At 72.9% G+C, this 21,025-nt stretch carries 16 protein-coding genes; 9 read left to right on the top strand and 7 right to left on the bottom strand.

Going from position 1 to position 21,025, the window contains the following annotated elements; genetic code table 11:
* Positions 1-98 precede the first annotated feature (98 nt).
* Positions 99-818 carry an Rv3235 family protein gene (locus GPA10_RS42280; protein WP_246258912.1) on the bottom strand — a complete coding sequence of 240 codons (720 nt, stop codon included), beginning with the start codon at positions 816-818 and terminating at the stop codon, positions 99-101.
* A gap of 304 nt (positions 819-1,122) precedes the next feature.
* On the opposite strand from GPA10_RS42280, the gene GPA10_RS08735 reads away from it, so the two are divergent.
* Together GPA10_RS08735 and GPA10_RS08730 are read left to right on the top strand one after the other, a co-directional pair.
* Entirely contained in the window at positions 1,123-1,638 is a 516-nt protein-coding gene (locus GPA10_RS08735; RefSeq protein ID WP_058852080.1) for a DUF6912 family protein, read from the top strand.
* 85 nt (positions 1,639-1,723) lie between these two features.
* Positions 1,724-2,392, top strand: coding sequence for an HAD family hydrolase (locus GPA10_RS08730; RefSeq protein ID WP_058852098.1), 669 nt, complete (start codon positions 1,724-1,726; stop codon positions 2,390-2,392).
* 144 nt (positions 2,393-2,536) lie between these two features.
* Here the strand turns inward: GPA10_RS08730 and GPA10_RS08725 are convergent, their stop codons facing one another.
* A complete protein-coding gene (locus GPA10_RS08725; RefSeq protein WP_058852079.1) occupies positions 2,537-3,103 on the bottom strand; it encodes a DJ-1/PfpI family protein in 567 nt (188 codons plus the stop codon).
* Positions 3,104-3,808: 705 nt separating this feature from the next.
* Between GPA10_RS08725 and GPA10_RS08720 the strand changes: the two genes are divergently transcribed.
* The 4 genes from GPA10_RS08720 (at position 3,809) to GPA10_RS08705 (ending at position 12,185) form a co-directional block, all read left to right on the top strand.
* Complete coding sequence (locus GPA10_RS08720) at positions 3,809-8,989, top strand: NAD-glutamate dehydrogenase (RefSeq protein WP_425505699.1); 5,181 nt, start codon at positions 3,809-3,811, stop codon at positions 8,987-8,989.
* Positions 8,990-9,236: 247 nt separating this feature from the next.
* Positions 9,237-10,112, top strand: coding sequence for a polyprenol monophosphomannose synthase (locus GPA10_RS08715; RefSeq protein WP_063803703.1), 876 nt, complete (start codon positions 9,237-9,239; stop codon positions 10,110-10,112).
* On the top strand, positions 10,109-10,648 hold the full coding sequence (locus tag GPA10_RS08710) for a GtrA family protein (RefSeq protein ID WP_157164899.1): 540 nt from the start codon (positions 10,109-10,111) through the stop codon (positions 10,646-10,648). Before GPA10_RS08715 ends, GPA10_RS08710 begins: the two co-directional genes overlap by 4 nt.
* The gene (locus tag GPA10_RS08705; RefSeq protein WP_246258954.1) at positions 10,629-12,185 is read left to right on the top strand and encodes a hypothetical protein; all 1,557 of its coding nucleotides are present in this window, start codon (positions 10,629-10,631) and stop codon (positions 12,183-12,185) included. Before GPA10_RS08710 ends, GPA10_RS08705 begins: the two co-directional genes overlap by 20 nt.
* A 67-nt stretch (positions 12,186-12,252) precedes the next feature.
* Here GPA10_RS08705 and GPA10_RS08700 read toward each other — a convergent pair whose 3' ends face one another.
* From GPA10_RS08700 to GPA10_RS08685, 4 genes are all read right to left on the bottom strand, one after another.
* A complete protein-coding gene (locus GPA10_RS08700) occupies positions 12,253-13,932 on the bottom strand; it encodes a glycosyltransferase family 2 protein (protein WP_157164898.1) in 1,680 nt (559 codons plus the stop codon).
* Complete coding sequence (locus GPA10_RS08695) at positions 13,929-16,169, bottom strand: CDP-glycerol glycerophosphotransferase family protein (protein ID WP_157164897.1); 2,241 nt, start codon at positions 16,167-16,169, stop codon at positions 13,929-13,931. Before GPA10_RS08695 ends, GPA10_RS08700 begins: the two co-directional genes overlap by 4 nt.
* A 109-nt stretch (positions 16,170-16,278) precedes the next feature.
* Complete coding sequence (locus GPA10_RS08690) at positions 16,279-17,121, bottom strand: ABC transporter ATP-binding protein (protein ID WP_157164896.1); 843 nt, start codon at positions 17,119-17,121, stop codon at positions 16,279-16,281.
* Positions 17,108-17,980, bottom strand: coding sequence for an ABC transporter permease (locus GPA10_RS08685; RefSeq protein WP_343040552.1), 873 nt, complete (start codon positions 17,978-17,980; stop codon positions 17,108-17,110). The genes GPA10_RS08690 and GPA10_RS08685 overlap by 14 nt, the downstream gene beginning before the upstream one ends.
* Before the next feature lie 229 nt (positions 17,981-18,209).
* Here GPA10_RS08685 and GPA10_RS08680 point away from each other — a divergent pair, with 229 nt between their 5' ends.
* Positions 18,210-18,839, top strand: coding sequence for a TetR/AcrR family transcriptional regulator (locus GPA10_RS08680; RefSeq protein WP_157164895.1), 630 nt, complete (start codon positions 18,210-18,212; stop codon positions 18,837-18,839).
* A 21-nt stretch (positions 18,840-18,860) separates the two neighbouring features.
* Here the strand turns inward: GPA10_RS08680 and GPA10_RS41645 are convergent, their stop codons facing one another.
* Positions 18,861-19,025 carry a hypothetical protein gene (locus tag GPA10_RS41645; protein ID WP_198351537.1) on the bottom strand — a complete coding sequence of 55 codons (165 nt, stop codon included), beginning with the start codon at positions 19,023-19,025 and terminating at the stop codon, positions 18,861-18,863.
* A gap of 166 nt (positions 19,026-19,191) precedes the next feature.
* Here GPA10_RS41645 and GPA10_RS08675 point away from each other — a divergent pair, with 166 nt between their 5' ends.
* Complete coding sequence (locus GPA10_RS08675; RefSeq protein ID WP_157164894.1) at positions 19,192-20,367, top strand: sensor histidine kinase; 1,176 nt, start codon at positions 19,192-19,194, stop codon at positions 20,365-20,367.
* Positions 20,355-20,999, top strand: a complete 645-nt coding sequence (locus GPA10_RS08670) for a LuxR C-terminal-related transcriptional regulator (protein ID WP_058852071.1) — start codon at positions 20,355-20,357, stop codon at positions 20,997-20,999. The genes GPA10_RS08675 and GPA10_RS08670 overlap by 13 nt, the downstream gene beginning before the upstream one ends.
* Positions 21,000-21,025: the final 26 nt, after the last annotated feature.

Below are 21,025 nucleotides of genomic sequence, written 5' to 3'. Positions count from 1 at the left end.
CGGCCGGTGCAGGGCCTGCGGCCGGTGCAGAGCCGGCGGCTGGTTCAGCGTCTGCGGCCGGTGGAGTGCCTGCCGCCGGAGGAGGGCCTGCGGCTGGTTCAGCCTCGGTGTGCGCCGGGCCCCGCGACCTCCACCGCCGTGCAGCGCCAGCGCTCGTCGTCGCCCAGGTGCAGACGGAACGCCAGGGCGCGCAGTGCGGGGCCCGCGCCGACGCGGGCGAAGACCTCGAAGACGCCCGGTCGCACCTCGTAGTGGCCGACGCGCCGCACGGCGGGGCGGTGGCCGCCGACGGAGCGCAGCGGCAGCAGCTCCGCGAGCCGCACCAGGTCGTCGTACGCGGTGTGGGCGATGTGGCGGGCTACCGCGTGCACCGGGCGCTGACCGCTGAGCACCAGGAGCAGCAGCTCGGTGAAGAGCTCGGCCGGGTGCGGGGGCGGCTGGGCGGGGATCCGCCGGAGCGGGGCCGGGCGGTGCGGGGCCGGGCGGTGCGGGTCGCGCCGCCCGGGTGGGCGCCCAGGGGGTGGGCGGCGGCCCGCGGGCGGCTGGTTCGTGAGTGGACGGTTGCCTGTGGGCGGCTGGTTCGCGGGTGGACGGGAGCCCGTGGGGCGCGGCGGGCGGGTCATGACCTTGCGGAGGGCCGAGGGGGTGCCCTGGGGGCGGGCGGGCGCGTCGTTGCTGGGGGAGGCCTGCGCCGCCCGCGTGGCTTCGTCGGTCGGGCCTGTCGGGCCTGTCGGGCCTGTCGAGGGGGCCAGAGCGGCCGGGACGGTACGAGTCGCCGGCGCGGCCGGGGCGGTCGGTGCGGGTGCGGTGCGGTGCATGCGGGGCTCCTCGATACCGGTCGGTAACTTCGTGTTGGAGATCTTCTACGGCCGTGACGAGGGGCGGAGCAAGAGGCGGCGGCTGCTTCCGCGGGCGACGCACGGTTCACTCATCAGGGTGGGCGGAGGTGCCGCCGGCGCCGTGCGGGCGCGGCTGGGGCGGGTGACGGCGTGGACCGGGGTGGACGCGGCGGGGACGGCGGGCGGCAGCTCGAAGGGGGACGCGCGCACGTATCCTGAGAGCCTGTCCCGGGGGTCCGCCTGGCCCTCCCGGACGCCCTCGCGACTACGAAAGCGGCCCGTCATGCGCGTGTACGTACCCCTGACCCTGCCCCGCCTCGCGCAGGCGCACGAAGCCGGTGAGCTGGGACCCGGGCCGCTGACCGCGTACGCCGTGACGCCCGCGCTGCGCGAGTGGTACGTCTCGGACGACATCGAGGAGCTGGAGTACGCGGCCCTGAACCGGGCGGCACTCGCCTCGCTGCGGCTGCTCGCCGGTGCGCCGGGGACCCCGCGGCGCCGGGTCGTCCTCGCGGCGGACGTGCCGGACGGAGCGGCCGTCGCCGACCCCGACCGCGGTCTCGACCAGGGCGCCCTCGGCGAGGTGCGGATCACGGGCGCGCTGCCGCTGGCCAAGGCGGCCGCGGTGCACGTGGACTCCGGGGACGCCGAGGCGGACGTCACCGCCGCGGCGGACGCCCTCGGGGCCGCGGACCACGGCGACGACGACGCGCAGTTCGTCGTCGACGGGGCCGAGGACCACGAACTGCTCTGGTACGCCACGCAGGAGATCCCCAACCTTGTCGGGGCCGAGGACTAGCGCGTCGCCGCCCGCCGCCCCGCGCCGCCCCGCGGCCGGAAAATTCCCGGACGGGTTGTCGGTGGTGCCGGGTACGGTCTTCCGCATGGGGAAGCAGCAGCGCGGGGCGCACATTGTCTGGGACTGGAACGGGACCCTTCTGCACGACATCGACGCGGTCATAGGGGCGACCAACGCGTCGTTCGAGGAGATCGGCCTGGAGCCGATCACTCTGGAGCGGTATCGGGAGCTGTACTGCGTGCCCGTGCCGTTGTTCTACGAGCGGCTGATGGGACGGCTGCCCACCGAGGACGAGTGGCTCGTGATGGACGCCGTCTTCCACAAGCACTACGGGGCGCGGGTGGACGCGTGCGCGCTCGCCGAGGGCGCGGCGGAGCTGCTCGCCGGGCGGCAGGCCCAGGGGCGTACGCAGTCGCTGCTTTCGCTCGCTCCGCACGAGCAGTTGGTGCCGCTGGTGCGGCGGCACGGGATCGCGGAGCGGTTCGTGCGGATCGACGGGCGTACGGACACCTCCCACGCGGGGAAGGCCGAGCGGATGGTCCGGCATCTCGCGGAGCTCGCGGAGGTCGCGGTGGAGGAGGTCGTCGTCATCGGGGACGCGGTGGACGACGCTCGGGCCGCGGCCCACGTGGGAGCTCGGGCCGTGCTCTACACCGGCGGGTCGCACAGCCGGGTGAGTCTCGAGGCCGCGGGGGTCCCCGTAGTCGACAGCCTCGGGGAGGCCGTGGAGACCGCGGAGCAGCTGGTGGCCTGAGCCGACCGCTTGCCCCTCGGGGGCGCGAAACCCGAGCGTCCCCAAGGCGCGCGAAACCCGAGCGGCGGGAGCCCTGGCGCGAAGGCTCAAGTGACCGGAGCCCTGGCGCGAAGGCTCAAGTGACCGGAACCCTCACGCCAAGGCTCAAGTGACCGGAGCCTTCGCCCTCAGCACTGTCAAGAACTCCCGCATCCAGCCGGAGTGATCCGGCCAGGCCCTGGACGAGACCAGGGTGCCGTCGACCACCGCTTCCGCGTCCTGGAAGGTGGCCCCGGCCGCCTGCATGTCGAGTTCGAGGGCCGGGTAGGCCGTGACCCGGCGGCCGGCGAGGCCGCCCACGGCCGCGGTGAGCAGGGGGCCGTGGCAGATCTGGGCGACGGGCTTGTCGGCGTCGAAGAAGGACTTGAGGACCTTGCGGAGCTCCGGGTCGTTGCGCAGGTACTCGGGGGCCCGGCCGCCGGGGACGACGAGGGCGACGTACTGACCCGGATCGACCTCGGAGAAGGCCAGGTCGGCCGGCCAGGTGTAGCCGGGCTTCTCCGTGTACGTGTCGAAGCCGTGCTCGAAGTCGTGCACCACGAACTGGAGCGTCTTGCGGGCGGGCGCCGCGATGTGGACGTCGTAGCCCTCCTCGCGCAGGCGCTGGTAAGGGTAGAGGACCTCCAGTGACTCCGCCGCGTCACCGGTGACGATCAGGATCTTGGCTGCCATGGGTGTTCGCTCCCCGGGTCTGTCGCGGGTCTGTCGCGGGTCTGTCGTGGGTCCGTCGCGGGTCGGTCGAGGGTCGTCCGCTGGTCTGTCCGGGTCGGTCGCGGAGGTGCGCGCGCCGCGTCGGCACGTGCCCTCACGCTCAACGTGCATCGCCCCGCGCCGTTTGCCAAGGGCGCCCCCCGCCCGCCCCCGGCCCGGGTGTGGCCGGATCCGACCCCCTTAGCACATGAGGCGACTGTGCAGACTGTCAAAGTTCGTTGTGAGGTTTTGTACACATGCGGCTCGTGACTACTTACCGGTGCGGGGCGATAGCCTTGGTCCCGTGATCAGCGCGATATCCCGCGGAGGCGACGTCGCCTCCGCCCCGCGCCCGGAGAACACGGTGCCCATGAACCGTGCCGGGCGCCTCGCCGACGACTCATCGCGGCACGGATCGCGGAGTGGATCGCGGCGCGGATCACGGCGCGGGTCACGGAGCGGACCGCCGACCGGATCACCGGGCGGATGCCGGGAACAACTCAGGCATCAGGGGTGTCGCGGACACCTGGGTCGGCCAACGAATTCGCCGGAAATGGCGGATTACCGCCCGCTCATCGCTCATCGCGGCATAACGTCGACAGGGACCGGAGACCCCGCGTCGCGGCGTTACGTCACATCACTTCCTTCTACGTCACGCAACGGCGCGCGACAGGAGTCATGAGGACAATGCAGACCAAGCTGGACGAAGCCAAGGCCGAGCTGCTCGCGCGGGCCGCCCGGGTAGCTGAGAACAGCCCGGTCGGGGGGCGCCTGCCTATGGGAGCACCGACCGGGCCCACGGGCGGGGGCAGCACCACCGGCGGGTCCGGACCGGGCCGCGCCGCCAAGGCCGACGGCTCCACCAGGGCCGACGCCAAGGGTGACCGCGCCGCCAAGGCAGACCGTTCCGCGAAGACCGACGCCGCCCCCAAGTCCGCGAAGACCGACACCGCCCCCAAGTCCGCCAAGGCCGACGCCGCCGCCAAGAAGGCCGACGCCACGGACGCCGCCGACGCCGACCAGGCGAAGGTGCTCTCCTTCCTCCAGCGCTACTACCTCCACACCGCCCCTGAGGACCTCACCGACCGCGACCCGGTCGACGTCTTCGGCGCCGCCCACTCCCACTACCGCCTGGCCGAGAACCGCCCCCAGGGCACGGCCAACGTCCGGGTGCACACCCCGACCGTCGAGGAGAACGGCTGGACGTGCAGCCACTCCGTCGTCGAGGTCGTGACCGACGACATGCCGTTCCTGGTGGACTCCGTCACCAATGAGCTGTCCCGGCAGGGGCGCGGCATCCACGTCGTCATCCACCCGCAGGTCGTGGTCCGCCGCGACGTCACCGGCAAGCTCCTCGACGTACTCCCCGCAGGAGCGAACACGGGAGCGAACACCGGGGCTAACGGCACCGCCGAGCGCCCGCACGACGCGGTCACCGAGTCCTGGATCCACGTCGAGATCGACCGTGAGACCGACCGCTCCGACCTGAAGCAGATCACCGCCGACCTGCTGCGCATCCTGTCCGACGTCCGCGAGACGGTCGAGGACTGGGAGAAGATGCGCGACTCCGCGCTGCGCATCGCCGACGAGCTGCCGAAGGAGCCGACCGCCGACGACCTGCGCGACCAGGAGGTCGAGGAGGCCCGCGAACTCCTTCGCTGGCTGGCCGCCGACCACTTCACCTTCCTCGGCTACCGCGAGTACGACCTGACGGAGGACGACTCGCTCGCCGCCGTGCCCGGCACCGGCCTCGGCATCCTGCGCGCCGACCCGCACCACAGCGAGGACGACGACCACCACCCGGTCAGCCCCTCCTTCAACCGGCTGCCCGCCGACGCCCGCGCCAAGGCCCGTGAGCACAAGCTCCTGGTCCTGACGAAGGCCAACAGCCGCTCCACGGTGCACCGGCCCAGCTACCTCGACTACGTCGGCGTGAAGAAGTTCGACGAGCAGGGCAACGTCGTCGGCGAGCGCCGCTTCCTCGGCCTGTTCTCCTCGGCCGCGTACACCGAGTCCGTGCGCCGGGTGCCGGTCATCCGCCGCAAGGTCGCCGAGGTCCTCAAGGGCGCGGGCTTCTCGCCCAACAGCCACGACGGCCGGGACCTGCTCCAGATCCTGGAGACCTACCCGCGCGACGAGCTGTTCCAGACCCCGGCCGACCCGCTGCGGTCCATCGTCACGTCGGTGCTCTACCTCCAGGAGCGCCGCCGGCTCCGCCTGTACCTGCGCAAGGACGAGTACGGCCGCTACTACTCGGCGCTCGTCTACCTGCCGCGGGACCGCTACACGACCGGTGTGCGGCTGCGGATCATCGACATCCTCAAGGAGGAGCTGAACGGCGCCAGCGTCGACTTCACGGCCTGGAACACCGAGTCGATCCTCTCCCGCATCCACTTCGTCGTCCGCGTCCCCAAGGGCGGCGAGGTCCCCGACCTCTCCGACAGCGACGTCGAGCGCATCGAGGCCCGGCTCGTGGAGGCCGCCCGCTCCTGGGCCGACGGCTTCGGCGAGGCGCTGACCGCCGAGTGCGGCGAGGAGCGCGCCGCCGAGCTGCTGCGCCGCTACCAGCACGCGTTCCCCGAGGGCTACAAGGCCGACCACACGCCGCGCGCCGCGGTCGCCGACCTCGTGCACCTGGAGCGGCTCTCCAAGGAGAGCCACAAGGACTTCGCGCTCAGCCTGTACGAGCCCGTGGGCGCCGCCCCCGACGAGCGCCGCTTCAAGATCTACCGGGCGGGCGCGCAGATCTCGCTGTCCGCCGTGCTGCCGGTCCTCCAGCGCCTGGGCGTGGAGGTCACCGACGAGCGCCCGTACGAGCTGCGCTGCTCGGACCGTACCAACGCCTGGATCTACGACTTCGGCCTGCGGATGCCGAAGGCGCAGAACGGCAACGGCGACTATCTGGGCGACGACGGCAGGGCCCGCTTCCAGGAGGCCTTCGCCGCCGCCTGGACCGGCGAGGCCGAGGTCGACGGGTTCAACTCGCTCGTCCTGCGCGCCGGTCTGAACTGGCGCCAGGCGATGGTCCTGCGCGCGTACGCCAAGTACCTGCGCCAGGCCGGGTCGACCTTCAGCCAGGACTACATGGAGGACACCCTCCGCAACAACGTCCACACCACCCGGCTGCTGGTCTCGCTGTTCGAGGCCCGGATGTCCCCGGACCGCCAGCGCGCGGGCACCGAGCTGACCGACGGGCTCCTCGAAGAGCTGGACGGCGCCCTCGACCAGGTCGCCTCGCTCGACGAGGACCGCATCCTGCGCTCGTTCCTCACCGTCATCAAGGCGACGCTGCGCACGAACTTCTTCCAGGAGGCCGCGGGCGGCAAGCCGCACGGCTACGTCTCCATGAAGTTCGACCCGCAGGCCATCCCGGACCTGCCGGCGCCGCGGCCCGCGTACGAGATCTGGGTGTACTCGCCGCGCGTCGAGGGTGTGCACCTGCGCTTCGGCAAGGTCGCCCGCGGCGGTCTGCGCTGGTCCGACCGGCGCGAGGACTTCCGTACGGAGATCCTCGGCCTGGTCAAGGCGCAGATGGTGAAGAACACCGTGATCGTGCCGGTGGGCGCGAAGGGCGGCTTCGTCGCCAAGCAGCTGCCCGACCCGTCCGTGGACCGCGACGCCTGGCTCGCGGAGGGCGTCGCCTGCTACAAGACGTTCATCTCGGCGCTGCTCGACATCACCGACAACCTCGTCGCGGGCGAGGTCGTGCCCCCGGCCGACGTCGTCCGGCACGACGAGGACGACACCTATCTGGTGGTCGCGGCCGACAAGGGCACGGCGACGTTCTCCGACATCGCCAACGAGGTCGCCGAGTCGTACAACTTCTGGCTCGGGGACGCGTTCGCCTCCGGCGGCTCCGCGGGCTACGACCACAAGGGCATGGGCATCACCGCCCGCGGCGCCTGGGAGTCCGTGAAGCGGCACTTCAGGGAGCTGGGCTGCGACACCCAGACCGAGGACTTCACCGTCGTCGGCGTCGGCGACATGTCCGGTGACGTGTTCGGCAACGGCATGCTGCTCTCCGAGCACATCCGCCTGGTCGCGGCCTTCGACCACCGGCACATCTTCATCGACCCGAACCCGGACGCGGCCACCTCCTACGCCGAGCGCCGCCGTCTGTTCGAGCTGCCCCGCTCCAGCTGGGCCGACTACAACAAGGAGCTGCTTTCCGCGGGCGGCGGCGTCTTCCCGCGCTCGGCCAAGGCCATCCAGCTCAACGCGCACATCCGCGAGGCGCTCGGCATCGAGTCCGGGGCCAAGATGACCCCCGCCGACCTGATGCAGGCCATCCTGAAGGCGCCGGTCGACCTGCTGTGGAACGGCGGCATCGGCACCTACGTGAAGTCGGGCACCGAGTCGCACGCGGACGTCGGCGACAAGGCCAACGACGCCATCCGCGTCGACGGCGCCGACCTGCGCGTGAAGGTCGTCGGCGAGGGCGGCAACCTGGGGCTCACTCAGCTCGGCCGGATCGAGTTCGCCCGCGCGGGCGGACGCGTCAACACGGACGCCATCGACAACAGCGCAGGCGTGGACACCTCCGACCACGAGGTGAACATCAAGATCCTGCTGAACGCCGTGGTGCAGGCCGGGGACATGACGGTCAAGCAGCGCAACAAGCTGCTCGCCGAGATGACCGACGAGGTCGGCCACCTCGTGCTGCGGAACAACTACGCGCAGAACACGGCGCTCGCCAACTCCGTCTTCGAGGCGCCCTCGCTGCTCCACGCCCACCAGCGGTTCATGCGGCGGCTCGGGCGCGAGGGGCAGCTGGACCGGTCCCTGGAGTTCCTGCCCAACGACCGGCAGATCCGCGAGCTGCTCTCCTCCGGCCGCGGCCTGGCCCAGCCCGAGCTGGCCGTGCTGCTCGCCTACACGAAGATCGTGACGGCGGAGGAGCTGATCCAGACCACGCTGCCCGACGACGAGTACCTGCGCAGGCTGCTGCACGCGTACTTCCCGCAGGCGCTGCGCGAGCAGTTCCTCGACCAGATCGACGGGCACGCGCTGCGCCGCGAGATCGTCACCACCGTCCTGGTCAACGACACGGTCAACTCCGGCGGTTCGACGTTCCTGCACCGCCTGCGCGAGGAGACCGGGGCGTCCCTCGAGGAGATCGTGCGGGCGCAGCTCGCCGCGCGGGAGATCTTCGGGCTCGGCGAGGTCTGGGACGCCGTGGAGTCGCTGGACAACGTCGTGGCCGCCGACGTCCAGACGCGGGTGCGGCTGCACTGCCGCAGGCTCGTCGAGCGCGGCACGCGCTGGCTGCTCAACAACCGGCCGCAGCCGCTCCAGCTCGCCGAGACCATCGAGTTCTTCAGCGACGGCGTCGCCCGGGTGTGGGACGAGCTGCCGAAGCTCATGCGCGGCTCCGACCTGGAGTGGTACGAGAACATCCGCGAGGAGCTGACCGCGGCGGGCGTCCCGGACGACCTGGCCCAGCGGGTCGCGGGCTTCTCCTCGGCCTTCCCCTCGCTCGACATCGTCGCCGTGGCGGACCGCATGGGCAAGGAGCCGATGGCCGTCGCCGAGGTCTACTACGACCTCGCGGACCGGCTGCGGATCACCCAGCTCATGGACCGGATCATCGAGCTGCCGCGGGCCGACCGCTGGCAGTCGATGGCGCGGGCCTCGATCCGCGAGGACCTGTACGCGGCGCACGCCGCCCTGACGGCCGACGTGCTCGCCGTCGGGAACGGCGAGGCCACGCCCGAGCAGCGGTTCAAGGCGTGGGAGGAGAAGAACGCGGCGATCCTCAGCCGGGCCCGGACGACCCTGGAGGAGATCCAGGGCTCCGACGCCTTCGACCTGGCCAACCTGTCGGTGGCCATGCGGACGATGCGGACGCTGCTGCGCACGCACTCCTGACCGTACGTCGTACGTTCCCGGGGGCGGCGTTTTCGGCGCCGTACGGGATACATGGAAGTGTGCGGGACGTCCGCGGAACGTCTGCGGGACGTCCGCAGGACGCCTGCGAGACGTCTGCGGAACGGGTGATGCGGGTGGCATTATGCCGTTAATTCCGGCATTTGGGCTACGGTAGATGCGATTGTCTGACGGACAGGTCGGGACGGAACCGTCGGCGTGGACGCCGGGAAGGTCGCAGGGTAGGCCGATGACAGAAGCAAGTCCGCTGGACGCGGCGGAGCGCGCGGTCCAGGTGCTCGGCGCCGGACGGCTGCCCGAGGAGTGGGCCGCCACACCGCTGACCGTGGTCATGCCGACGTACAACGAGGCGGGGAACCTGCCCGGCATGGCCGACGCGCTGCTCGCGCTGCCCCTCGCCGGCCTGCGCCTGCTCGTCGTCGACGACTCCAGCCCCGACGGCACCGGCGAGATCGCCGAGGACTGCGCCCGGCGCCACCAGGAGATGTCGGGCCGCCGCCGCATGAGCGTGCTGCACCGCACCGAGAAGGACGGCCTCGGCCGGGCCTACGCCGCGGGCATGGCCAAGGCCGTCGAGGGCGGCGCGCGCTACGTACTACAGATGGACGCCGACGGCAGCCACCCCGTGGAGAAGGTCCCCGAACTGCTCGGCGTCGCCCTCGCCACGGACGCCGGGGTCGTCGTCGGCAGCCGGTACGTGCAGGGCGGCACCCTCTCCGACGCCTGGGGCGCCCACCGCAAGCTCCTCTCCCGCTGGGCCAACGCCTACGCGGGCACCATCCTCGGCACCCGCGTCCGCGACATCACCGGCGGCTTCAACCTGTGGCGCGCCGACGCCGTGCACGCCGTGGACCTCCGCAGCGTCGACAGCGCGGGCTACAGCTTCCAGGTCGAGACGAAGTACCGCGCGCTGCGCCACGGCTTCGACGTCATGGAGGTCCCGATCCACTTCGAGGACCGCACCGTCGGCGAGTCCAAGATGAGCCTGATGGTGCAGCTTGAGTCGGTCGTCATGCCGTGGAAGCTGCGGGTGCGGGCGGCGCGGGGCTCCCGCGGCGGTCCGGGGCCGGGGCCCTCCGCGTCCGGGCCGGGGCCCTCCGCATGACGAGCGGCACGCTGCACGAGGTGCCCGCCCCGGCCGTCCCCGCCGCCCCCGCCCCCGCCGCCGTGCCGGGTGCGGCGGCGCCGGTCCCCGCCCGCCGGGTCGCGCCGGCCCGGCTGCGCCGCCTGTGCCTGGAGGTCGTCAAGTTCGGTGTCGTCGGCGGCAGCGGGGTCGCCGTCAACCTCGTCGTCTTCAACCTGTTCCTGCACGGCCTCGGGTCACGCCCCATGACGGCCACGGTCCTCGCGAGCTGCGTCGCCATGGGCACCAACTACCTCGGCTTCCGCTTCTTCGCCTACCGGGACCGGGCCTCGCGCAGCAAGCGGCAGATCGCCCTGTTCTTCGTCTTCAGCGGCATCGGTGTGCTGATGGAGAGCCTGCTGTTCTACGCCGCGTACCACGGTCTCGGCCTGAGCGGTCCGCTCGGCTCGAACATCGCGAAGGCCCAGTCCATCCTCCTGGCCTCCGCGTTCCGCTTCCTGGTGTACCGGACGTGGGTGTTCAAGGAGCGTGCCCACCATGACGCGCGGCGGCCGTAGCGGGGCGCGGTCGCGGCGCGGACTCATACCCCCGACGGCGGCGACGGCGGCGACGGTCGCGGCCACGCTCGCCGTCCTCCTCCTGCTCGCCGTCGTCGTCCGGCTGCCCTGGGTCGGTGACCTCGGCATCCACGCGGCGACGCTGGAGCGCCTGCGGCACGATCCGCTGCACCCCGGCGACCCCCTCGTCGACGCCGACGTACCCAGCCCCTACTACTCCCCGTGGACGGTCCTCCTCGGCCTGCTGGCCAAGGCGACCGGCCTCGGCGCCTTCGCCGTCCTGCGCTGCGCGGCCCTGGCGGGCCTCGCGCTGCTGCTCACCGGCGTCGCGCACTTCGTCCGCACCCTGACCCGGCGGCGGACGGCCGTACCCCTCGCCGTGCTCTGCGTGCTCTTCCTGTGGGGCCCGGCCGTCTTCGAGTGGAGCGGTTTCCTCGGCCTCGGCTCCCTGGCGCTGACGGTCTCGTACCCGAGTACGTTCGCTCTGGGCCTCGCCTTCCACCTCTGGGCGTGCCTGCGCAAGGCCCTCCGGGCGGACGCGGGTCCCGCGGTGTTCCTCGCGCTCGGGGCGCTGTGGGCGGTCGTCCTCCTCACCCACCAGTTCACCGGCGTGGTCGCGTCCCTCGGTGCCCTCGCGATGCTGCTCGGCGCCCGGCCGTGGCCGCGCCGCGCGACGCTCCTGCGGCTCGGCGCCGGGCTCGCCCTCGGCCTCGTCCTGCTCGCCGCCTGGCCCTACTACCCCTTCTTCGACCTCTTCGGCGCGGGTGGCGGCCTGGACGGGATCCACCGGGCCCTGTACCGCGACCTGCCTGCCCGCTTCGGTCTCGTCCTCGTCGGCGTGGCCGCGCTGGCCCTGCGCTTCCGCCGCGACCGCCGCGACCCCCTGGTCCTCTTCTTCGCCCTGGGCGTCCTGGTCTTCGTCGCGGGGGGACTGAGCGGCCACTGCTCCTGGGGCCGGGTGCTGCCCGCGGCACTGCTGCCCGCGCAGGTCGCGGCGGGGGTGGAGGCGGCGGGCCTGGCGGCGGCGGTGCGCGAGGGCCGCGCCGGACGGGTCCCGGCCGCCGTGGCCGCGGGGACCCTGGCAGCCGCCCTGGTGGTCGGCGCGTGGACGCAGGCGGGCACGCTCGGCCACGTTCTGCCGCGGTCCGCGCTGCCCTCCGCCGTAGCGGCGAAGCACCGCCCGTCGTGGCCCGGCTACCGCTGGCTCACGCCCTGGGTGCGCCCCGGGGACGTGGTCCTCGCCAAGACGTTCCCCGCTCGCCAGATCCCGGCCTACGGCGCGTACACCGTGGCGCCCGGCTACCCGGACTTCTTCCTCCCCGACGAGGAGGCGCGCGCCGACGCCGTACGCCGGTACTTCGCGCCTCAGACGCCTCGTGCCGAGCGCCTTGAGGTGCTGCGCCGGTACGGGGTGCGGTGGGTCGTGGCGTACCGGTCGGACGGAGGGCTGCCCGAGACGGATCCCGCGTTGCGGAAGGTGACGGTGGGGACCCGGGGGCAGGTGCTGTACGAGGTGGTGGGCGCGGCCACCAGATAGCCGCGCGGTGAGTGTGGCGCGCAGTCGGCGTGCCCCGCTCACCACCGGACGAGCCGCCCTGCGGATCTCAGCGGGTAACGCTCGCCACCAGACGAGCCGCCCTGCGGATCCTGGAGTTCCGTTCCCCGCCCAGTCTGCGGGCCAGCGGGCGCAGCACGCGCGACGTCACGCCCACCGGCGCCCAGGTGAGCTGGAGGCGGCCCGCGCCGCGCCCCTCCGCCTCCGCCGTCACCTGGTGCGGGGCCGTGCCCGAGCGGTAGGGGACGCGGGCGGTGAGGCGGGGGAGGACCAGCGGGGCCAGGAGTATGCCGCTGTTGCGCAGACGGCCGTCGGTGAGCTGGATCAGGGGGTGGCGGGTGCCCGCGAAGCCGTCCGGCGGTACGGGGGCCCGCGCCAGGTCGAGGACGACCTCGCCCTCGAAGACGCCGGGGCGCACGGGGTCGAGCCGGAAGCGGGTCGTCAGGCGGCGGCGCCCCGGCGCCACGACGAGGCTCGCCACCTGCGGGCCCATCGGCAGCCTGAGGCCGGGGTCGTAGGTGCGGACCGTCAGGGCGAGGGCGGCGCCGGGGGCCTGCTCGACGCGGGTGATCTCGTGCCGGAACAGCGCGCTCGGGAACGGCCGGGAGTCCAGGCCGAGTTCGGTGAGGTCGAGTTCGCGGCGGGCGGCGGGCGCGGCCGGTACGCGGGGGCCCCAGTACACCCGCCCGTCCGCGTCCATGGCCGTCGCACGCGGCGCCACCCCGTGCCCGAGGCCCCGCGCGGCCACCTGCGCCTCCGCGAGCCGCTCGTCCCGCACCAGTTGGAGCACCACCCGCTCCGCCCGGGGCAGCCGCGCGTACGCGTCCTCGGCCAGGCCCGCCAGATACGGGTTCACGATGCCGGCGAAGCCGCGCAGCCAGGCCTCGTCGCGGTAGGGCAGGTCGCCCGCGTACATGCGGAAGTCGTGCTTGAGGAACTTGTAGTCCTTGGCGGCGCGCAGGCCCGCGTGCCCGCTCTCCTGAAGGAAGGCGTCGATCAGGGTCTGGACGTGCACCCGGTCGCGTACGTTGGTGAGCTTGTGGCGCTGGTTGGAGATGGACGCCGCGTCCGCCGCGCCGAAGGGCTCTATGTACCAGCGGTACACCGGCTCGGGGATGACCGTGAACGCCTTGGCCAGGCAGTACGCCTGGGCGGAGAACAGCTGGTCCTCGTAGTGGATGCCTTCGGGGAAGCGCAGCGCGTGGTCGTCGAGGAAGGACTTCCGGTACATCTTGCTCGTCGACAGGTGCTCGAAGAGCAGGGCCGGTTCGGCGTCGATGCCCGCCACCGTGCGGTGCTCGGCGACCAGGTGCGGCATCCACGTGGAGGTGCGGCCGGTGTCGACCCGCACCCGTTCCACCGCGCCCATCACGAAGTCGACGTGCGTCTCGGCGTGCGCGGCGAGCATCGACTCCACCGCCCGCTCGGGGAGTTCGTCGTCGCTGTCGAGGAACATCAGGAACGGGGCGCGGGCGATGTCGATCGCGCGGTTGCGCGGGGCGCTGCAGCCGCCGCTGTTCTCCGGCAGCCGGAGGTAGGTGACGCGGTCGTCCTGAGCGGCGAGCGCGCGGGCGACCTGGGGGGTGTCGTCCGTGGAGTGGTCGTCGCTGATGACGATCTCGATGTTCGGGTGCGTCTGGCGCCGCAGCGAGGCCACGGCGCGCGGGAGGCGCTCGGCGTCGTTGTAGACGATGACGGTGATCGTCACATCGGGCGTGGTGGCGGTCATCGGGTGGCCTCCTCCGGGGTGGGGGCGGGCGTCCGCTCGTCCAGGGGCGTGACGGGCGGCAGCGCCTCCTCGGGCTCGCCGAGGAACACCCGGCGCACGACGCGCTCGGCGGCCCGCCCGTCGTCGAACTCGCAGAAGCGCCGCCGGAACGCGGCCCGCGCCTTCGCCGCCGTCCCGTCCCGCCACGCCTCGGTGGCGAGGATCTCCGTCAGCTCGTCCTGGGTGCGGGCGACGGGGCCCGGCGCCTCGGACGGCAGGTCGAAGTAGACGCCGCGCGTCTTCGCGTACGTCTCCCAGTCGTCGGCGTAGATCACGACCGGGCGGTCCAGGTTGGCGTAGTCGAACATGATGGAGGAGTAGTCCGTGATCAGCGCGTCGGCCGCAAGGGCGAGGTTCTCCACCGGGTCGTACGTGGACACGTCGATGACGCGCCCCGCCCGGCGCAGGCCCGCGAGGGGCGAGGCCGCGCCGCCGTAGAAGTAGTGGCCGCGCACCAGGAGCACGGTGTCCTCGCCGAGCCGGTCGGCGAGCGTCGCCAGGTCCAGGCGCGGCGTCCACGTCGCCTCGTAGTCGCGGTGCGTGGGCGCGTAGAGCAGGGCGCGCCTGCCCGGGGGGATGCCGAGGCGCTCGCGGACCGCGCGGACGTCGGCGGCCGTCGCCGTGTAGTACACGTCGTTGCGCGGGTAGCCGTGGTCGAGTTCCACGTACCGCGACTGGTAGGCGCGCTGCCACATCTGGGTGGAGTGGCTGTTGGACGAGACGCTGTAGTCCCAGCGGTCGACGCGGGCGAGCAGGTCGTGGAAGTTCAGGCCCTTGGCCGCCGCCGGATAGTCGAGCTGGTCCAGGCCCATGCGCTTCAGGGGGGTGCCGTGGTGCGTCTGGAGGTGCACGGCGTCGGGGCGCTTGACCACGGCGTTGGGGAAGTTGGCGTTGTTCACCAGGTACTTGGCCGTCGCGAGCACCCGCCAGTAGCGGCGCGATCCCGGTACGACGTGGTCGGTGCCCGGCGGAAGGAGCGGCACGTTGGCGGCGGAGACGATCCACACCCGGTGGATGTGCGGGGCGAGTTCGGCGAGCTTCGCGGCGACGGCGGCCGGGTTGCAGGCGACGCCCCGGTCCCAGTACGCGGAGAAGACGGCGAGGTCCGGGTCGACGGGCCGCTTCAGGTCCTGGTGGTACTGGAGGTCGCGGACCTTCCTGCCCACCGTGCGCCGGCTCCCCCTGGCCGCCGAGAGCACCTTGCGGCGCCGCTGGTTCACCGCCTGGAACACGCGGTACCGCGCGTACGCGTTCTCCTCCAACAGGCGGCGGCGCATCCCTTCCTGGCCGCCGGGGCGCCGGTACCCGGGCGGCCGGAAGTCGACCGCGGCGCGGGCGGCGCGGGCGAAGAACTCCCGTGCCGTGTCCTCGGGCAGGGGCGCGCGGGCCACGGTCCGCAGGCTCGCGGCGACCATCGCGGCGTACAGCACGGAGCGCGGGCCGGGGCCCGCGTCCCGCTCGGCGGCGAGGCGGAGCAGCCGCTCGTAGGTGTCGAGGAGCGCGAAGTGGCCGTCGGCCGTGACCGGCGGCAGGCTCTCCGCCCGCAACCGCCGGTCCTCCAGGGCCACTTGGTCGAGGGCCGCGATCCGCCCGGCGGTGAGCAGCAGCGCGTACGCCGTGAACAGTTCGTCGTCGGTGGCGAGGCCCTCCTGCTGCCGGGACCGCCAGAAGTCCGCCCGGACGACGTGGGTGCCGAGCAGCGGCGTCACCTTCAGCAGGTCAGGGCAGTCCGTGAGGGACACGTCGCGGCGGCCCGGCTTGGCGAGGAAGCCGCCGTCGCGGCTCGGCATGCGGGCGTGCCGCCAGGTGGAGCGGACGTGATCGGTGAGCAGGACGTCGACGCCCGCGCCGTCGAGGCCCGCCGTCCGTTCGGCGACCGCCCGTGCCGCGAGCGCGGGCACGCTGTCCTTGCTGTGCGCGAACTGCAGCCAGCGGCCCTTCGCCCGGTCGGCTCCCGCCGCGCGGGCCGCGCCGTCCGGGGTACCGTCGGGCAGCGCGACCAGGGTGGCGTACGGGTGCCGCTCCGCGGCCTGCCGGGCGGAGTCGCCGACGGCGGCGACGACGACCTCCACCGCGGGCGCGGTGTCAGCGTGGTCGGCGAGGGCCGCGAGGCTCTCCGCGAGGTGTCCCTGTACGTTGCGGCCGTACACGACGACGCTCAGCTCCGGCGTCCCCGCTCCAGCTTCCCTGTCGCTCATGCGTCCCTCTGTCGTCGTGCTTCTGACGCTGTCGTCGTGCTGCTGACGTTGCTAAACGCTCCCATAGTGTAAGGATCTGCTTATTGCTGCGACAAAAGGGGCAAGGGTCTCAGCTCTTGCCGCCGGTGAACCGCTCGTACTCCTTCATCACCTCCGCCGTCGGGCCGTCGAGGCGCAGCTTCCCGTGCTCCAGCCACAGCACACGGTCGCAGGTGTCCCTGATCGACTTGTTGTTGTGGCTGACGAGGAAGACGGTGCCCGCGCGCTCGCGCAGCGCGCGGATGCGGGCCTGCGACCGCTGCTGGAACGCGCGGTCGCCGGTGGCGAGGGCCTCGTCGATCAGGAGGACGTCGTGGTCCATGGCGGCGCCGATGGAGAAGCGCAGCCGTGCGGCCATGCCGGAGGAGTAGGTGCGCATCGGCAGCGTGCTGAAGTCGCCCTTGTCGTCGATCCCGGAGAAGTCGACGATCCCGGGGCCGCGCTCCTGGATCTGTTCGGGGGACATGCCCATCGCGAGGCAGCCGAGCCGGACGTTGCGCTCGCCGGTGAGGTCGTTCATCAGGGCGGCGTTGACGCCGAGGAGGGACGGCCGGCCGTCGGTGTAGACGTGGCCGCGCTCGACGGGCAGCAGGCCCGCGATGGCCTTCAGGAGCGTGGACTTGCCGGAGCCGTTGGTGCCGACGAGCCCGACGGCCTCGCCCCGCAGAGCCGTGAAGGTCACCCCGCGGACGGCGTGCACCGTGCGCACCCCGGCGTCGGCGCCGCCCCGGCGGCGCAGGATGCGGCCGAGCGCCGGGGTGGCCGCACCCCGGGCGAGGGCCGGGCCCGCGCCGTGCACGCGGTACACGATGTCGACGGCGTCGACGACGACGGTCGGCGCGGGGGCGGTCGGCGCGGGGTCGGCTCCCGTGCCGGGCGCGCTCGCCTCCGGGGCCGCTTCAGCCGCGTCCATAGGTCTCCTCCGCCTTCCAGAAGTACAGAAATCCGCCGGCCCCGGCGAGCAGGGCCCAGCCCGTGGCCCACGCCCACACGTGCGGCGGCAGCCGGTCGGCGGTGAAGCTGTCGATGAGCGCGAACCGCATGAGGTCGATGTAGACGGCCGCCGGATTGGCCTCCAGGAGCACGGTGACCGCGTGCGGCAGGTCCCGGTCGGCGAGGACCTTGTCGATGCTCCACATCACGCCGGACGCGTACATCCAGGTCCGCAGCACGAACGGCATGAGCTGCGCGATGTCCGGTGTCCGCGCGCCGAGCCGGGCGAGGACGAGGGCGAGCCCCGCGTTGAAGACGAACTGGAGGGCGAGCGCGGGCGGGGCGAGGAGCCAGGAGAGGGCGGGCGGCACCCCGAAGCAGAGCAGGATCGCGAGCAGCGCGCACAGCGAGAACAGCAGTTGCTGGAGCTGTTGCAGGCAGTACGAGATCGGCAGGGCCGCGCGTGGGAAGTGCAGGGCGCGCACCAGGCCGAGGCTGCCGGAGACGGCGCGGGTGCCCGCGAGGGCGGACTGCTGCGTGAAGGTGAACACGAAGACGCCCGTGACGAGGAACGGCACGTAGTCCGGCACGTCGTGCTTGGTGTTCATCAGGACGCCGAAGATGAAGTAGTAGACGGCCGCGTTGAGCAGCGGCGTCATCACCTGCCAGAGCTGGCCGAGCTTCGCCTGGCTGTACTGGGCGGTGAGCTTGGCGGTGGCGAACGCGGTGACGAAGTGGCGCCGCTGCCACAGCTCGCGCACGTAGGCGGGCAGGGAGGGGCGGGCGCCGCTGACGGTCAGGCCGTGGCGGGCGGCGAGGTCCGCGGCGGATTCCGTCACGGATTCCGCTGCGGCCTCCGCCGTGGTCTCTGCCCTGGGCGGTTTGTCGAGTGCGAGGGTCACGGCCGTTGCCTCCGCTCGGGGACGTGGGAGGACGACGGCACGATGCGCCGCCGCGCCGGAACGCCGCCGAGCACGTCGGGACGGGACCGTATCGTCGTCACGCAGACAGTAGGCCGCCGCGACGTCGGAACGCAACCGTTCCGTCGTCACGTCCTATGCTGTCGTCATGACGACGAGCGACAGAAAGCCCGGTGAACGGGGCCGCAGGGCGCCCGCAGGCGCCGCCGTGCTGCGCGAGGACGTGACCGAGGCCATCCGCGCCGCCGTCTTCGAGGAGCTCGCCGCGGTGGGGTACGCGCGCATGTCCATCGAGGGCATCGCGCGCCGCGCGGGCGTCGGCAAGACGGCCGTCTACCGCCGCTGGCGCTCCAAGCTGCACCTGGTCCTCGACCTGGTGTCGGCGCTCGCGGTCCAGGGCCTGCCCACGCCGGACACCGGCACCCTGGAGGGCGATCTGCGCCTGCTGTACGAAGTCACGTCCCGCGCGCTGCGCCACCCCGTCGCCTCGCAGGTCGTCCCCGACCTCCTGGCGGAGGCGGCCCGCAACCCCGAGATCGAGGCGGCCCTGCAGAAGGCGCTGCGCGAGGGGCAGCACGGCGTGGCGAGCGGCATCGTCGCGCAGGCGGTGGCGCGGGGCGACCTGCGCGCGGACCTCACCGGCGCGGACGAGGCGCTGGCCCTCGACCTGATGTCGGGGCCGCTGTACTGGCGGGCGGTCGTGGTGCGCGGACACCTGCCCGAGGGGTATCTGGAGGGTCTCGCGAGGGCCACGGCGGCGGCGCTCGAAGCGCTGTGAACCGCCGGGGCGGGTGGCGGGCTACGACTGCTTCTCGCGGGTCAGCACGAGCACGGTGATCGAACCGAGCACCGCGACGCCCGTGGTGATGCTGACGGCCAGCTCCGTCCCCCCGCTGAACGCGACGCTGCTGAAGGCGTTCAGGACGATGGCGACGGCGAGCACGAGCCAGAGGAGGGCCTTCATTACGGAACCTTTCGGGGCAAGGACTTGCGTTCGCGGTCAACTCTGCCTGCCGCGCCCGCGGTGATCGAGGGGCTGTGCTCCCGGGCCGGGGGTGTAGCGGGCTCCACCCTCCGGGCGGTGGCACGCTCACCCGCGCCCGCCAGGGGGCTCGCTTAACCTGAGTGTCATGCGAGAGACGATCGGGCGGGCGGACCGCGCCTCCATGCAACTGCTCATGGGTGCGGGCCTCGCCCTCCTCTCGTACGTGTTCGTCGGCGTCCTGCTCTTCACCGCCGTTGCCTCGCTCATCGTAATCGGCCTCGGTGTGCTGCCCGAGACCGTCCTGATGCTGCGCCGCATCGCCGGCCTCAAGCGCCGCCAGGTCGCCCAGTGGTCGGGGACCCGGATCCCCGAGGCGTACACGCCGCTGACCGGCACCCTGGTGCAGCGGGTACGCAAAGCGGTCAAGGACCCCGGCACCTACCGTGACCTGCGCTGGCTCGTCCTGCACTTCGTCTACGGCCTCGTGCTGCTGTACGCGGCGCTGCCGCTGTGGGTGCTCGGCGTGGTCGTCGACGGCGTGTGGTGCGGGCTGCTCCGCCGCAGGGCCGTCCTGCTCCCGCTGATCGTGCGCCTCGCCGAGCTCGACGCGCGCTGGTCGCGGGCGCTGCTCAAGCCGTCGCCGGAGGCCGAGCGCAACGCCGAACTCGCCGAGCGGGTCGAGGAGCTGACGCAGACCAGGGCGGGCGCGGTCGCCGCGCACGGCGCCGAACTGCGCCGCATCGAGCGGGATCTGCACGACGGCACCCAGGCGCGGCTCGTCGCCCTGTCCATGCGCGTCGGCCTGGCCAGGAGGGCCCACGACCAGGGCGGCGCCGACCCCGAGACGGTGCGCGGGCTCCTCGCCGACGCGCAGGACCAGGCCGAGGAGGCCCTGACCGAACTGCGGCACGTCGTGCGCGGCATCCACCCGCCCGTCCTCACCGACCGCGGCCTCGTCGGCGCGGTACGGGCGCTGGCCGCGAGCAGCGGCCTCGATGTGTCCGTACGGGACGACGGCGTGGAGGGCGGCACGCGGGCGCCCGCCGCCGTGGAGGCCGCCGCGTACTTCGCGGTGGCCGAGGCCCTGACGAACGCCGCCAAGCACAGTGGGGCGCGCCGGGCCGGCGTCGAACTGGTCCGCGCGCCCCGCGGCCTGCGGCTGCGCGTGCGGGACGAGGGCGCGGGCGGCGCCGACGAGTCGGGCGGCAGCGGACTCGTCGGCATGCGGCGCAGGGTCGCGGCCCTGGACGGGACCATGAAGGTGACGAGCCCCGCAGGGGGGCCGACGGAGATCGAGGTGGAGCTGCCGTGCGTGTGGTGATCGCGGAGGACAACGCGTTGCTGCGGGAGGGGCTCGTGCTGCTCCTGACATCGGCGGGCCACGAGGTGGCGGGGGTAGCGGCCACCGGCCCCGAGATCCTGCCCGCCCTGCTCGAACACCGCCCCGACGTGGCCGTCCTCGACGTGCGGATGCCGCCCGGCTTCCGCGACGAGGGGCTGCGCGCGGCCCTCGACGCCCGCAAGCGGCTGCCGGGTCTGCCGGTCCTCGTCCTCTCCCAGTACGTCGAGGAGACGTACGCGGCCGAGCTGCTCGGCGGTGACGCGAGCGGCGTCGGCTATCTCCTGAAGGACCGTGTCGGGCGCGTCGACGCGTTCCTCGACGCCCTGGAGCGGGTCGCCGCGGGCGGCACCGCGCTCGACCCCGAGGTCGTCACCGAGCTCCTGACGCGGCGCGCCGACGACCCCCTGGACTCGCTCACGCCGCGCGAGCGCGAGGTGCTCCACCTCATGGCGGAGGGCCGCGACAACGCCACCATCGCGGCCACCCTGGTCGTGTCCGACCGTGCGGTCAGCAAGCACATCGGGAACGTCTTCCTGAAGCTCGGCCTGGAGCAGAGCGACAGCGGGCACCGCCGGGTGCTCGCCGTCCTCGCGTATCTCAACAAGGCCTGACCTCGACAAGGCCCGACCTCGACAAG

It is taken from the genome of Streptomyces typhae, from assembly GCF_009755605.1.
Lineage (GTDB): Bacteria > Actinomycetota > Actinomycetes > Streptomycetales > Streptomycetaceae > Streptomyces > Streptomyces typhae.
Note: the sequence above shows the minus strand (reverse complement) of the source record. Positions and strands in the feature narration are given on the sequence as shown.